The organism is Serratia sp. Res13-Sevr-LER1-36-b (assembly GCF_015673035.1).
In the GTDB taxonomy this organism is placed as follows: domain Bacteria; phylum Pseudomonadota; class Gammaproteobacteria; order Enterobacterales; family Enterobacteriaceae; genus Chania; species Chania fonticola_C.
On sequence record NZ_JADACK010000017.1, the window covers coordinates 176,930 to 191,632 of the forward strand.

Genomic DNA, 14,703 nt, shown 5'->3' on the forward strand with positions numbered 1-14,703 from the left:
TTGTTATTTTTTCACAACCATCAGCTTTCCGGATCTTTTTGCACGCCAAAAAACGGTGTCGTTATCTATTATCGGTGCTATGCCTGCAAGATAGTCCATGCACAGTCGGGCACTACCAGGTTGGCAACAAAAGTCCAAAATGCATAGCGCCCCTCCTTCGTTCCATTCGGAGTTATGGGGGATGAATGATGGTTCGCTGATGAAACGTGCCAATGTATCTTCTCTAAAATAGGCCCAGGTAATATATCCTAAAGGGTTGTCCAGATGATCGAACAGGATCTTGAACTGGTTCTGATTGATGGCTTGTTGAGTCCATAGTTGCAGTGTTTTGACATGATACAAACTGTAATTGCTATTCATTAGCATGCAACTAAGGGCAAAACCTAAGTTTTCATATTGGTTGAATTCACTTCTACCGTGGCAGTTTTCTTTGACAAAGCTCACTAAATCTCTCCTTAGACTTATTATTGCAACACATTTATCGCCCGGCGCTCGAAGCGCATTTGGTATGTCTGCAATTGTTCGGTGATCTTATCTATTTCACCGTGCCAACCTGCTATTTCCTGATAGATGGTTTCACGGTTCATAAAGGCACGAGAACCCAGCCTCCTGCTGACGGTATCTTTCATCTCTTTATGCAGTTCAGTACTGCTTTTGCCCTTTGACCGCGATTCGTGGAGATATTTCTCACATAGCTGATGGAAAGTTTGCGAGAATCGCTCCTCCGCTGTCGCAGAATTTTGTGTAGAAACGCCGTTTGCGGAAGCGTCGACCAACTGGTGTAGCAGGGTGATAGCCGGATGCGTATTTCCCTGGCCCAGACCTTGCCGCTGGGTGAAGATGCCAGCGGACAAGTCAAATATGTTTTGCAGGCGAACGCCGAAGGCTATCAAGTCATCGGTAAGTATCAACGTTTGTAAAAACGTTTTATCAAAACCCGCTATTGCGAGGTTCTCTAGCAAACAAGTCTGCCCATAGGTGAAGTTGAAAGAAGCATTAATACCCTGTTGTGTTGCAGCAAGAAATTCTGGGCCGAATCGGTACTTGGCCAGATAAAAGCCAAGATCCAGTACGCCTTGCAGCAGTAACGGCGCATCCTCGTTCAGCTTTTTGTGCTGAATATAGCTGCGGCCAGCCTCCTGTCGTTCACCGGGAAACACGCTGCGCATGCCGTGAAAATCGAGCAGTCGACCTTGCATATCGCAATTGGATGGCGATGTCATCATCACCAGATGACGACTGCGACAATAGGCGATCTGGGTAGCAAGACGTTTGGCCAGCTCGCAAAGGCCATATAAGGCCCGTTCTTCTTGCGGCAACGTAAGCCATTGTTCTTCATCTAGCGTCAAAGGGCGCGGTAATAGAGAGGGAACGACCGCGATCAATTTCTCCACTCGGATAGCATCCGCTGGCTGCGAGAGCATTGCTGCATGGGGTTGGTAGTACGGAGCGCGGCAAAAATGGGCGGGGCGAATCATGGGTTCACGCACCAATAAAGCCCGACGCTCATGCACCGTTGACGACGCCGATGGCGCATTTTTAACGCTGATATTGTCAGCCAGTAATATCGCTTTATTGGGTACAGCACCATATGGAAGCAACTTGGCCATTAAGTTTCCCCATAGCGCTTCTAGCACTGCCCCCGTCAACGTTAGTTCACCATCGACCTGTTTGGACCCTCTACCGACCAATGCATTGGCACCGATGCCTTTAACCTGCCAGCGGCCATCGAAACCGCAGCGAGCACCGCCGCCATTGCGTGAGATAGCTCCTCCGCCGTAGCGTTCGGCATAAAATAATTTTTCATCTGCTAAAAGCGGGGTGCAGGGATCGAAAAGAGAATGCTGTTTATTATCTTTGATAAGATAACTGGCTGCCGTTTTCAGTTCTGCCAATTCATCGTCGTCTAAAACATTGCTCCAAAGTAGTTGGGTATCTATCTTTTTTGCCGTAAAGGGAACTAGACACTCATTAAGTGCAGAGAGGCTGATCATTTTAATTTCCTTATTATCATTTTTCCAGCATCTGAGAACACACCTATGCAGCCGTTTCTGTCGAAATTCGACAGCTAATGAAATTGCCGTAGGTGATTATCCTATTGTGCTTGTAATATCGAAAATCCAAGGTATCGGATCATATGAGTTATTACCTTCATAATCATGGAGGAATGACAGATCAATATCCGTTAATGCTCTCATGTATACTCCATTCTTGTGAGTGGTGACATACAAAAAAGATGCCATTTTAGAACCACAAATTGCCGATGTTATAAGTCCAATCGCGTATTTAAGGGCTTTCTTTTACTGCAATAGTAAAAGCAAGTAAATTGCTAATGACAATGATAATCATTTAGGTGAAAAGCTACATAGCTTAACCTGAAAAGTCAATAGATGTTTCCATTATTCTTCCTAAGGTCCGCTTGGTAAGCGGTATATCCGACCATAAGGGCTTGCGCAGATAGTTAATGCTGGTTTTTTGTATTGATGAAAGAAGGGATAATCCTTATAAATATAATCTGTATCTATAATTGTTGAAGATTGGGGTTCTGATGAAAGGAGCAATGGTAATAGCATTCCCTCAAGGGTAAATATCACTTCATGAGTGCATGGAATATAGTAAGTATAATAGCTAGGGGAACTCTCTATCACTTGCTAAGGCGCATTCTACCTGAATTTTTCGCATTTTAAAGTCGCTGAAGTTGTCGTCCTAAGGCTCAGACCGAAATCTGGTTTTTTTGCCTGCAAATGCCACAACACTCCATTTCACGGTGGCCATCTTCCCTAACCCTGTATTAGGATGACTTTCGGTTAGATTGGCTGCCCGCTTGCCAATTACCGTCTTTTTCTTCTTTATAATTAATAATAACAACAGGTTAAAATGAAACGTAAAGATGCAGTTCGCCAGGAGCTGGAACGTCTTACCCTTACGCTTAGCCGGGAAACGCTGGAACAAAGTGCTGGCGGTTTCGCCGCGGAAACCATCGCTTTCAACCTGGGATTGGCGCGTAACTCTGTCAGTAAAGATCTCAACGAGCTGCACGGTGATCGGTTGGTCATCAAGATTAAATCTCGTCCCGTGCTGTTTTTGCACCGGGCAGTCTGCGAGCAGTTGATTGAGCAGTCGCTGCCAGATGACAGGCTGGAAGCCAAAGACTTGCTGGATCTATTACCCGCCAAGTCCTTGCCGCAGCCAGCCAGTGATGACCCTTTTCATACGGTAATTGGTTATGACCGCAGTCTGCGGCTGTCAGTAGAGAAGGGCAAGGCGGCGGTGCTTTATCCCGGTGGATTGCATGTGTTGCTTACCGGGCCTTCCGGGGTGGGGAAAACCTTCTTTGCCGAGGTGATGCACCAATTCGCCACGGTGCAACAGCCACAGCGCCAAATCCCGTTGGTGTATTTCAACTGTGCCGAGTATGCCCATAACCCGGAGCTGCTTTCGTCCCATCTGTTTGGCCATAAACAGGGCGCGTTTACCGGCGCGATCGAAAGCAAACGTGGCCTGATCGAACAGGCGAACGGTGGCTTTCTGTTGCTTGATGAAGTCCATCGCTTGCCCTACGAAGGGCAAGAGAAACTGTTTTCGATCCTCGATAAAGGTGAATATCGTCCACTGGGTTCAAGCGATAAAGCCCGCCCCATCAGCGTACGGCTGATTTGTGCTACCACCGAAAGCCCAGACTCAACGCTGCTACGCACTTTCCTGCGGCGTATTCAGGTGTCGATTGCCATACCGGCGCTGCGGGAACGCTCGCTGGAGGAACAGGTAGAAATCATTACCGGTTTCTTACAGCTTGAGAGCCGCAAGATTGGTCGCATTATCCGCCTGGATAAGGGGTTGCTGCTCTATCTGCTGGAAAAACCGCTGAGCGGCAACATTGGCCAACTCAAAAGCGATATCCAGTTTCTCTGTGCCCAGGCCTGGGCCAGCGGGATGGGGCACAGTAGCCCAAGGCTGTTGCTGGATAAGCGGTTGATGGATGTCCCACACTCTGCCAGCGCAAGCAGCCGCCTGCTGGTGGACGCGATATTTGGTCAGCAGGAGTATCTGGATATCAGCTCACAGCCTCTGGAGCAGCTCAAGCAGCATCTGAGCGCCTTGAGCAGCGAGCAGGACAGCGATCTGTTTTACACCTATCTGACGCGCGAATATGTCAACCTGCGCAACAGCAACGTGCCGCCGCAGGAAACCCTGTCGATCCTGAAGAACAAGCTACGCACCATTTTTGAATATGGGCTGTACAGCCGCAACGGTGGGGAAAGTGAGGAACGCTATTATGGCGGCCAGGTCGAGCAACGCATTACGTTGTTGATTGGCTGCATTGAACAGGTGTTGGGTTTCCCGCTGCCACAGAATATGGCCGGCCATCTGCGTAAACACCTGCTGGCGCTGCTTTCCTATGTGCAGAAAGGGCTGATCCCTAACCTGTACTCCTCCAGCCTGATCCTGGATTACTGCAAGGATGAGTACGACAACGCCAACCAGCTATGCCGTAAAATTAATGAAATCTTCCATATCCAGTGCCCGTCGACGGAAATCGTCTACCTGTGCCTGTTTTTGAAGGAATGCCGCAGTTTCCGCCAGCGCAAGGAGGTTAGCCCTGACTGCGGTGCCATGTTGATCGGCCACGGCACCACCACGGCCAGCAGCATGGCGCACTATGTCAATCGGGTGTTGGAATGTGAGCTGTTTACCGCCATTGATATGCCGTTCGAGCAGTCGGTGCATGACACATTGGAATTACTGATCGCGACACTGCGGGAAAATCGCTATCAGCGCTTGATCCTGATTGTGGATATCGGCTCGTTGGTGCACTTTGCCAGCACCGTCAGCAAACTGTTCCATATCGATGTGCTGCTGATCCAGAATATCACCATGGGGGCTTTGCTGGAGATTGGGTTGGATCTGACCTATGAAACCAGTGATTTCCCCCCCTTGATGGAGCTGATGGCCAGCAAAGGGATTGCCCACCAGCTTTACGACCAGCGTGAAGATGAGACCGGCAAGGTGTTGGCAATCTCCTGTATCACCGGGATGGGCACGGCGGTGAAGATCAAGAAAGTGCTGGAGGAAAGCTTCGGTGAGCTGATGGCGGAAGATACCCGCATGGTCTTGGTGGATTACAACGAAGTGCGCAGCCTGGAGCGGTTGCGTCAGGCGATTGGCGGTAACGAGCGGCTGGTGGGGATCGTGGGCACCTTCCAGCCCGGCTTGCCGGATATCCCGTTTATCGCGTTGGAAGAACTGTTCTCCGAACAGGGGCCGGAACTGGTGCTCAGCCTGTTAAACCCGGACCTTGGCAGCGCCGAACGCCAGCTGCAAGTGGAGCGTTGTTCAATGCGCTTCATCAGCGCGCTGACGCTGGAGAGCATCATCAACCATATTTCCGTGCTCAATCCCCAACGTATTCTGCAAGAGATCGAAGCGGTGTTGCATCAGATTTGCCGCACGCTGGATCTCCAGCCCTCAAGGCAAGTGACACTTCGCTTCCTGATCCACTGCTGTTGCATGGTGGAGCGTATCGTTTTAAGCCACAAACCGTTACAGATTGCCCTGGATGCCCAGCAGGATATCGACCAGCAGGCGTTTTCTGTCATCAAAGACGCGTTTTCGCCGATTGAACGTGCCTATTCTATCCGCCTGTCCGATGCGGAATATTTTTATATCTACGAACTACTCTACCGCTAAACCCCACCCTAGCGGGCCTTGATGCCCGCTCAACACTGAACTCCTCCCGGTGTGCCACAAAGTTGGCATAGGCATTGCTATATCCCTAGGGAACGGAAATTTTCAATGACTTTCAATAGATTGCCAGGAGGCCATTTTGGCTGCATTACCACAAATTTTACTTCTGACCCATGGTGGCTGGGGCCAACAACTGCGTGAAAGCGTCCGCATGGTGATTGGCGAAACCAGCGGGGTATTCGATATCGCGCTGATGCCGGTCGACACGCTGGCGGAGTTCCATGAGCGCGTTGAACAACAGGTGAAAACCATGCCGGAGGGGTCATTGATCCTCACCGACTTTATCGGCGGCACAACCTCCAACGTGGCGGCACGCTTGAGCCGTGACTACGCCATCGGTGTGATTTCCGGCCTGAACGCCACCTTGCTGCTGGCCGCCATCGATTTACGCGAACAGGGCAATCTTCTCAACCATCTCGATGAGTTGGTTGAACTGGGGCGCAACAGCTGCCTCGATGTAGTTAAACAAATTAAATCAATAACATCAGGGGAAAAATAATCATGGCCAACATCGTTTTATGCCGCATTGACAGCCGTTTGATCCACGGCCAGGTCGTCACCAAGTGGGTTGGGCAGTCACAAGCCAACCGTATCGCGGTAGTGAGTGATGAGCTGGAAGCCGATCCGTTTATGAAAAGCATCTATCTGATGGCCGCTCCGCCGAATGTCAAAGTGGATTGCTATGGCAACCAGAGCTTTGCGGCTGCTTGGCGGGAGAATCAACTGGGGGAGGGCAACGTATTGGTGCTGTTCCCTAACCTGGCTTCGGTGCAACAGGCGGTGGTCGACGGGTTTGACGTCAAAAATATCCAGGTGGGTGGCCTGGGCGGCGGGCCGAACCGTAAAGCTGTATTCCAGAACATTACGCTGGATGAGGCTGATGTGGCGATCCTGCGTGACCTACAGCAACGCGGTGTGACGGTGTTCTTCCAGACCATCCCGGAAGACAAGCCGCAGGCACTGGCAGATATTTTGAAGAAGTTCTGATATTCGGCATCTGATCGATTAGGAGCAATAACATGGATAACTTGACCGTTGCCATCTGTATGGGGCTGTATTACTGGTTTGCCCGCCTGCGCTTGGGCTACACCCTCTCGGGGATGTTGGTTCAACCCATCGCCATCGCGGTATTCGTCGGCTTCCTGCTTGGAGATATGAAAACGGCGATGATTATCGGTGCCGGGATGCAGTTGGTGTATCTGGGTGTCACCTCTACGCCGGGCGGGAACGTCCCTTCAGATCCGGCGCTGGCGGCTTGCATCGCGCTGCCCATTGCCGTGAAAGCGGGGATGGATCCCAATCTGGCGATCGCGTTGGCAATCCCGTTTGGGGTGATCGGCGTGTTTGTTGACCAGTTACGCCGTACCGTGAACGCCGTCTGGGTGCATATGGCCGATAAGCACGCGGAAGAGGCCAATATCAGCGGGATCATGCGCTGTGCCTTCCTGTATCCGGCACTGCTTGGCCTGGTGATCCGCTTCCCGGTGGTGTTTGCCGCCAACTATTTCGGCCAGGGCGTGGTCGAGAAATTCCTGGCGCTGATGCCACATTGGCTGACCCACTCGTTCGAAATCATGGGCGGCATCCTGCCAGCGCTGGGCTTTGCGATCACCATCATGGTGATCGGCAAGAAAAGCCTGCTGCCTTACTTCATTGCCGGGTTCTTCGCGGTGTTGTATCTAAAGGTCGACATCATGGCGATGGCCATCTTCGGTACCTGCGCGGCATTCCTGGTTAAAAACATGGCCAAAGGTGAGGGAGCCTGATTATGAGCAGCGATATCATGCAACACGAACTGGTGGAAAGAGCACGGCAAACCAACGTGCTGACCAAGCGAGACATCACCAAGGCCTGGTTTATTTACTGGCTGGGAGCCGAAGTCTCCAACTCTTACGAGCGTTTACAGAGCCTGATTTTCTGCGCCTCAATGACGCCGATTATCAAAAAGCTCTATCCGCAGAAAGAAGAGCAGGTTGAGGCGCTGAAACGCCACCTGAACTTCTTCAACAGCGAACAGACTTTCGGGGCGGTGATCCAGGGCGTAGCCATTGCCATGGAGGAGCAGAAGACTCGTGGCGAGCCGATTTCCGATTCGTCCATCACCGGGATTAAAACCGGCCTGATGGGGCCGCTGGCCGGGATCGGTGACTCGGTGGTTTGGGCGGCGATCATGCCGCTGTTGATCGCCATCTTCATACCCTTCGCGGCTAACGGTAGCGCCATGGGCGGCATCATGCCGGTGGTATTGTATACCGTGATCACCATGGCGATCAGCTACGGTTTGGCCCACAAAGGTTACACGCTGGGAAGGGAGTCAATCATCGGTCTGCTGCAAGGGGGCAAGATAAAAGAGCTGATCTACGGGGCCAACGTGCTCGGGTTGATCATGATGGGGGCGCTGTCTGCCAGCTACGTCAAGATCACCTCGCCGCTGAAAATCAGCGCGTTGGAAGGCTCCGAAGTGGTGGTGCAACAGATCCTGGATTCCATCGCCCCCGGCCTGTTGCCGCTGGCTGCGGTGTTCTCAATCTACTTCTATCTGGTCAAAAAAGGGCCGCGCTATACCACCATTCTGCTTTCGGTGGTGGTACTGAGCGTGGTGTGTTCCCTGCTAGGCATTTTGTAATGGAGCAACGATGAATATTTATCAACGGCTCGGGCTGAAGCGGGTGATCAATGCCAGCGGCAAGATGACCCTCCTTGGTGTTTCTTCGGTGCCGAAAGACGTGATGGCGGCCACGGCCGAGGCGGCGTCAGCCTTTGTGGAAATTGATGCGCTGGTGGATCGCGTTGGCGAACTCATCTCTCAGCATACCGGTGCGCAAGACAGCTATGTGACCTCCTGCGCTTCCGCCGGGGTGGCTATTGCGGTTGCGGCAGCTATTACCCGAGGGGAGCCGGAGCGGGTGGCAATGATGCCATGCAGTGACGGTTTGGCGAATGAAATCGTCATGCTGCGTGGCCACAATATTGACTACGGTGCGCCGATCACCACCGCTATCCGACTGGGCGGCGGTAAGGTGGTTGAGGTGGGGCAAAGCAATCTGGCGGCCCGCTGGCAACTGGCAAAAGCCGTCACAGCGCAGACGGCGGCACTGTTTTACGTCAAGTCGCATCACTGTGTGCAAAAGGGCATGGTTGCGCTGAGCGATTTTGTCGCCGTGGCCCGCGATGCCGGGTTGCCGCTGATTGTTGATGCGGCCGCAGAAGAAGATTTGCGGGCTTATGTGGCAGCCGGGGCCAACATGGTGGTTTACAGCGGAGCTAAAGCGTTGGATGCACCGACCTCCGGTTTTGTTACCGGCGATCGGCAATGGATCGCCTGCTGCAAAGCCCAGCATAACGGCATTGCGCGAGCGATGAAAATCGGTAAAGAGAACATGGTGGGGCTGGTGATGGCGTTGGATCATTATCAGCAGCATCAGCCGGACTGGAGCCGCCAACTACCGGCGCTGCGCGATCTGGCACAGCAAATATCCGCGTTGCCTGGCCTACAGGCTGAAATTGAACAGGATGAAGCCGGGCGAGCGATTTATCGGGTGCGGGTAAACGTGGACGCTTCCAGGCTAGGATTAACCGCCTATCAGGTGGAAGAGCAACTGCGCACTGGCGAGGTGGCGATTTACACCCGCCATTACTGGCTGAATCAGGGCGTCTTCAGCTTCGATCCACGGGCGCTGCGCGACGACGATTTTGCGTTGATTGTGGCGCGGCTGACGGAAATTGTGCAACAGGCCAGGGGGCAACATGCAACAGCTTGATTTTTACCAGGGGCGAGTGGCCATCAACGTGCTGGCCAAAGATATCCCTAACGCATTGCAGGTACACCATGCCGCCGAAGGACATGCCGCTATCGGTGTGATCTCGGCGCAGTTTACCAACGTGGAACAGGGTGTGGCCGAGGTGAAGCGCTGGATGGAGCACATCCCGGCGATTTCCGTTGGTTTGGGGGCGGGGTCAGCGGCACAGTTTTATAAGGCGGCAATGATTGCGGCGGCCACCGCGCCCGCACACGTCAACCAAACCTTCACCGGCTGTGGTTTTGCAGCAGGTGCATTGGCAGCCCGAGGCATCAGCAATACCTGCATTAATGCCTTGATCTCGCCTACCGGCACGCCAGGGAAGGTGATCATTTCCACCGGGGTTCACAGCAGCCAAGGCGAGCCTGCCGTGGTGAGTTGTGACAGCGCGGTGCGTATGATCCTCGATCTGGGGGGGCACGCGGCCAAATTTTTCCCGATGGGCGGCTTATCGTCGTTGGCAGAACTGCGCGCATTGGCGGAAAGTTGCGTACGCAATGGCATGACCATGATCGAACCCACCGGCGGGATCGATACGCGAAACTTCCTGCCAATACTGGAAACCTGCCTTGACGCCGGAGTCGCAAAGGTGATGCCACACGTTTACAGTTCCATCATCGATCCGCACAGCGGAGAGACCCGTGCCGAAGAGGTCGCATCGCTGCTGGAAGGCATCAAACAGATCCTGCGCTAAGGTGCGTGGCGCCTGAATCTGCCGCACTTACAGGCTGCCGAAAATCTTGTAAGGCTCAGGTGAAAACCCGAGCCTTTTTTAATTTTTAAAAACATTAAGGTTCTTATTTATAAACCATTTTTTTTCGCTAAATGTGAAAACGGCGGTTTGCTTTCTGATTTTCGCTATGGTAAAACTAATGCAGTTGAAAATTTTACATTCATGAGGATATTGGGCAAATCGCACGGTGTGCGGCTGAAGATAGAGAATAATTATGATGAAACTTAATAGAACGCCTCTCAGAACATCTTGTTGCCAACTTTTCCTTTCTGCCATTCTTGCCAGTGAGCATCACTGGTGTAGCGAGCTATAGCGTCTTTCTCCCTTAACCGGTGCTGATGACTGGGTTCGCACCCCGTCGTTTGGCGTTGCCGGGCAAACTTCTTTAATACGTTTGGGTAGGTTTATCCCCAGAGATTTCTATATCTCAAGCGCCGCCGTGCGCCTGTTTGATGAGATAGATTGGGATAAATACGCCTTTGCGTGCGTGATTCGCCGTTTGGGAGAAAAATTATGATTTATTGGATCTTTTTAGGCTTTGCCATTACCGCCGAAATTATCGGCACCCTGTCCATGAAATACGCTAGCGTCAGCGGCGGTATGACCGGACACATCGTCATGTACGTGATGATCACCTTGTCTTACATCATGCTGTCATTAGCGGTAAAACGTGTGGCCCTGGGCGTTGCTTACGCCTTATGGGAAGGGATCGGTATCCTGTTTATTACCCTGTTTAGCGTGATGCTGTTTGATGAGCCAATCTCTGCGCTGAAAGTGCTGGGTCTGGTGGCGTTGATTGCCGGGATCCTGCTGGTGAAATCTGGCACCCGCAAGCCACGAAAACAGGTCAGCCCACGAGGTGACAACCATGCAACAGCTTGAGTTGTACCACATTGGGTTTCTGGCTTTGGCCATCGTACTGGAGATTGTGGCCAACATCTTTCTGAAGATGTCTAACGGTTTTAGCCGAGTTTGGCTGGGGCTGTTGTCTCTGGTGTCGGTATTAGGGGCGTTCAGTGCGCTGGCGCAGGCGGTGAAGGGCATCGATCTTTCGGTGGCTTATGCGCTGTGGGGCGGTTTCGGTATTGCTGCCACCATCGCTGCCGGTTGGATCCTGTTCGGTCAACGGCTCAATGCCAAAGGCTGGATGGGGCTGGCCCTGTTATTGACGGGGATGGTCATCATCAAACTGGCTTAACAGCCAAACAAAAACCGCAGGTATCTACTCTTGGATTAAGGGTATGACCTGCGGTTTTTTATTTTACAGCGCTGCGATGATCTTGATTTCAACTTTGTATTTAGGATTCATCAGACGCGCTTCTACGGTACAACGTACCGGCGCGCTGCCTGCAACAACCCAGGCATCCCAGGCGGCATTCATGGCGGCAAAATCATCGCCGTTGGCCAGGAAAATGGTGGCGTCTAAAATCCGGCTCTTGTCCGAACCCACTCGCTCCAACAGCACATCGATAGCGGCCAAGGTGTTGGCGGTTTGCGCCGTAGCGTCATCGTCCAGATTTTCCGGGACGCTGGTGTAATAAACGGTGTCATTGTGGATCACCGCTTCTGACCAGCGCTGTGCCGGATCAATTCGTTCGATATTCATGCAATTATCTCCTTATCATCAACGTCATAAGCGTATCACAGCCGGGAACGGATGTGTGTGTGGATAAAGTCGGTGGTAGCGGCGTGGCAGGCTTGGCATAATCACCGCTGAATGATACCGGCAGAGAGATAGCGTGGCAGACGATTTCGCACCAGAAGGCGCACTAGCGCAGGCAATTAAAGGGTTCAAACCCCGTGAACCGCAAAGATTGATGGCAGAGGCGGTAACGGAAGCCATCAATTTCAAACAGGAACTGGTCGTCGAGGCAGGAACCGGCACCGGTAAAACCTACGCCTATCTGGCACCGGCGCTGCGTTCAAAGCGCAAGGTGATTATTTCCACCGGCTCCAAGGCCTTGCAGGATCAGCTTTACGCTCGCGATCTGCCCACCGTGGCCAAGGCATTAAAATATAAAGGCAAGCTGGCGCTGCTGAAGGGGCGTTCCAACTATCTGTGCCTGGAACGTCTGGAGCAGCAATCCATGGCCGGTGGCGAACTGGCTGGCCAGACTCTGATCGATCTGGTGCGGCTGCGCAGTTGGTCAACCCTGACGGAAGAAGGGGATATCAGCTCGTGCAGCGATGTGGCGGAAGACAGCTTTGTCTGGCCATTGGTGACCAGCACCAACGATAACTGTCTGGGAAGCGATTGCCCACTATATAAAGAGTGCTTCGTGGTCAAGGCCCGACGCCGGGCAATGGATGCCGATGTGGTGGTGGTTAACCATCACCTGTTTCTGGCGGATATGGTGGTCAAGGAGGGCGGTTTTGCCGAACTGATCCCGGAAGCGGACGTGATGATCTTCGACGAAGCGCATCAGATCCCGGATATCGCCAGCCAATACTTCGGCAAGCAGCTGACCAGCCGCCAACTGATGGATCTGGCCAAAGACATTACCATTGCCTACCGCACCGAGGTACGCGATAGCGCACAGTTGCAAAAGAGCGCCGATCGCCTTAGCCAGAGTACGCAGGATTTCCGTTTAGCGCTGGGGGAACCGGGTTTTCGCGGCAACCTTCGTGAGGTGCTTTCTCAACCTAACGTCCAGCGCGCCTTGCTGCTGCTCGATGATGCGTTGGAACTGTGTTACGACGTGGTCAAGCTTTCCCTTGGCCGTTCGGCGTTGCTGGATGCCGCCTTCGAGCGTGCTACGCAGTTCCGCACCCGTCTTAAGCGGCTCAAAGAGGTTAACGAACCCGGCTTCAGCTATTGGTATGAATGTAACTCACGCAGTTTTGTGTTGGCGCTGACGCCATTGACAGTATCAGACCGCTTCCGCGAGATGCTGGATGAAAAGCCGGGCAGCTGGATTTTCACCTCGGCAACGCTGTCGGTGAATGAGCAAATGGGCCACTTTACCGATCGCTTGGGGCTGAATAAGGCCAAAACACTATTGTTACCCAGCCCGTTTGACTATGCCAATCAGGCGCTGCTATGCGTGCCACGTTTCCTGCCTTCGCCGAATCAACCTGGTGGCGCACGTCAGCTGGCCCGAATGCTGCGGCCAATGATTGAGGCCAACCGGGGCCGCTGTTTCTTCCTCTGCACTTCGCATCAGATGATGCGTGAGCTGGCCGAAGAGTTCCGCGCCACCTTGACGCTGCCGGTGCTGTTGCAAGGGGAAACCAGCAAGGGTCAACTATTGGCGCAGTTTGTCGAAGCGGGCAACGCGTTACTGGTGGCAACCAGCAGCTTCTGGGAAGGGGTGGACGTGCGCGGTGATGCGCTCTCCTGCGTGATTATCGATAAGCTGCCGTTTACCTCGCCGGACGATCCTTTGCTGAAGGCGCGCATTGAAGATTGCCGTTTACGCGGTGGTGACCCGTTCAACGACGTGCAACTGCCGGATGCTGTGATTACGCTCAAGCAGGGGGTTGGCCGTCTGATCCGCGATACTGACGATCGGGGCGTGCTGGTGATTTGTGATAACCGCCTGGTGATGCGTCCTTATGGTGAGGTGTTCCTCAACAGCCTGCCGCCAACGCCGCGTACCCGCGATCTGGCGCAGGCTATTGCCTTCCTCAAGGGTGAATAGGCGCGACTTCCGGGGTGTGCTACAATGCGCGCCCTGTATGAAACCACTGATATTTCCCGCCTGAGGTTTGGCATGTCCACGCGAATTTTAGCGATCGATACGGCGACGGAAGCATGTTCTGTCGCTATCTGGAATCAAGGCGAAGTTCACGCCCTGTTTGAACTGTGCCCACGCGAGCACACCCAGCGCATTTTGCCGCTGGTGCAGCAGGTGCTGGCCGAATCCGGATTATCCCTTTCACAACTCGATGCCTTGGCCTTTGGCCGTGGCCCTGGGAGCTTTACCGGCGTGCGTATCGGTATTGGTATTGCCCAGGGGCTGGCGCTCGGCGCCGAACTGCCGATGCTCGGGATTTCCACGTTGCAAACCATGGCGCAAGGCGCTTGGCGCATAACGGGTGCACAACGAGTGTTGGCAGCGATCGATGCCCGCATGGGCGAGGTCTACTGGGGCCAGTTTGAACGCCAGCTTGACGGCCAGTGGCTCGAAAGCGCAGGGGAAGCGGTGCTGTCTCCACAGCAGGCTCTGGAGCGTGCGCAGCACTTGCAAGGCGATTGGGCCCATGTGGGGACCGGGTGGCAAACCTATCCAGATTTGGTTGCTGGTTCCTCACTGAACGTTACCGACGGGAAAATGCTGTTGCCGCAGGCCGAAGATATGCTGCCTCTGGCGCTACAAGCCTGGCAACAAGGCCTGGCGGTCAACGTGGAAAATGCTGAGCCGACCTATTTGCGTAACGAAGTCACCTGGAAGAAGCTACCGGGACGCGAATAGTTTCCTATAG

At 53.2% G+C, this 14,703-nt stretch carries 14 protein-coding genes; 11 read left to right on the forward strand and 3 right to left on the reverse strand.

Annotated features, from left to right (window positions below):
* Nucleotides 1-3 precede the first annotated feature (3 nt).
* A complete protein-coding gene (locus IMQ33_RS10815) occupies nucleotides 4-444 on the reverse strand; it encodes a toxin-activating lysine-acyltransferase (protein WP_196062455.1) in 441 nt (146 codons plus the stop codon).
* A gap of 20 nt (nucleotides 445-464) precedes the next feature.
* Complete coding sequence (locus IMQ33_RS10820) at nucleotides 465-1,994, reverse strand: hypothetical protein (protein ID WP_196062454.1); 1,530 nt, start codon at nucleotides 1,992-1,994, stop codon at nucleotides 465-467.
* 883 nt (nucleotides 1,995-2,877) lie between these two features.
* Between IMQ33_RS10820 and IMQ33_RS10825 the strand changes: the two genes are divergently transcribed.
* The 9 genes from IMQ33_RS10825 (at nucleotide 2,878) to mdtI (ending at nucleotide 11,476) form a co-directional block, all read left to right on the forward strand.
* Complete coding sequence (locus IMQ33_RS10825; RefSeq protein ID WP_196062453.1) at nucleotides 2,878-5,688, forward strand: sigma 54-interacting transcriptional regulator; 2,811 nt, start codon at nucleotides 2,878-2,880, stop codon at nucleotides 5,686-5,688.
* A gap of 133 nt (nucleotides 5,689-5,821) precedes the next feature.
* Complete coding sequence (locus IMQ33_RS10830) at nucleotides 5,822-6,244, forward strand: PTS sugar transporter subunit IIA (protein WP_029711110.1); 423 nt, start codon at nucleotides 5,822-5,824, stop codon at nucleotides 6,242-6,244.
* A 2-nt stretch (nucleotides 6,245-6,246) separates the two neighbouring features.
* The gene (locus IMQ33_RS10835) at nucleotides 6,247-6,732 is read left to right on the forward strand and encodes a PTS system mannose/fructose/N-acetylgalactosamine-transporter subunit IIB (RefSeq protein WP_065685649.1); all 486 of its coding nucleotides are present in this window, start codon (nucleotides 6,247-6,249) and stop codon (nucleotides 6,730-6,732) included.
* A gap of 32 nt (nucleotides 6,733-6,764) precedes the next feature.
* Complete coding sequence (locus IMQ33_RS10840; protein WP_021806649.1) at nucleotides 6,765-7,511, forward strand: PTS sugar transporter subunit IIC; 747 nt, start codon at nucleotides 6,765-6,767, stop codon at nucleotides 7,509-7,511.
* On the forward strand, nucleotides 7,511-8,371 hold the full coding sequence (locus IMQ33_RS10845; RefSeq protein ID WP_161629439.1) for a PTS system mannose/fructose/sorbose family transporter subunit IID: 861 nt from the start codon (nucleotides 7,511-7,513) through the stop codon (nucleotides 8,369-8,371). Before IMQ33_RS10840 ends, IMQ33_RS10845 begins: the two co-directional genes overlap by 1 nt.
* Before the next feature lie 10 nt (nucleotides 8,372-8,381).
* Entirely contained in the window at nucleotides 8,382-9,506 is a 1,125-nt protein-coding gene (locus IMQ33_RS10850) for a DgaE family pyridoxal phosphate-dependent ammonia lyase (RefSeq protein WP_196062452.1), read from the forward strand.
* Nucleotides 9,493-10,239, forward strand: a complete 747-nt coding sequence (locus tag IMQ33_RS10855; RefSeq protein WP_161711657.1) for a KDGP aldolase — start codon at nucleotides 9,493-9,495, stop codon at nucleotides 10,237-10,239. Before IMQ33_RS10850 ends, IMQ33_RS10855 begins: the two co-directional genes overlap by 14 nt.
* A gap of 552 nt (nucleotides 10,240-10,791) precedes the next feature.
* Entirely contained in the window at nucleotides 10,792-11,160 is a 369-nt protein-coding gene (gene mdtJ / locus IMQ33_RS10860; protein ID WP_024528744.1) for a multidrug/spermidine efflux SMR transporter subunit MdtJ, read from the forward strand.
* Entirely contained in the window at nucleotides 11,147-11,476 is a 330-nt protein-coding gene (gene mdtI, locus IMQ33_RS10865) for a multidrug/spermidine efflux SMR transporter subunit MdtI (RefSeq protein WP_021181166.1), read from the forward strand. Before mdtJ ends, mdtI begins: the two co-directional genes overlap by 14 nt.
* A 63-nt stretch (nucleotides 11,477-11,539) precedes the next feature.
* Here the strand turns inward: mdtI and IMQ33_RS10870 are convergent, their stop codons facing one another.
* Nucleotides 11,540-11,884, reverse strand: a complete 345-nt coding sequence (locus tag IMQ33_RS10870; protein ID WP_021181167.1) for a RidA family protein — start codon at nucleotides 11,882-11,884, stop codon at nucleotides 11,540-11,542.
* A gap of 133 nt (nucleotides 11,885-12,017) precedes the next feature.
* Between IMQ33_RS10870 and IMQ33_RS10875 the strand changes: the two genes are divergently transcribed.
* Both IMQ33_RS10875 and tsaB read left to right on the forward strand, forming a co-directional pair.
* Nucleotides 12,018-13,919, forward strand: a complete 1,902-nt coding sequence (locus tag IMQ33_RS10875; protein WP_024528746.1) for an ATP-dependent DNA helicase — start codon at nucleotides 12,018-12,020, stop codon at nucleotides 13,917-13,919.
* Between the two features lie 72 nt (nucleotides 13,920-13,991).
* Nucleotides 13,992-14,693 (forward strand): tRNA (adenosine(37)-N6)-threonylcarbamoyltransferase complex dimerization subunit type 1 TsaB, encoded by a 702-nt coding sequence (gene tsaB, locus IMQ33_RS10880; protein ID WP_065685844.1) that lies wholly within the window; start codon nucleotides 13,992-13,994, stop codon nucleotides 14,691-14,693.
* The last annotated feature ends 10 nt before the right edge of the window (nucleotides 14,694-14,703 follow it).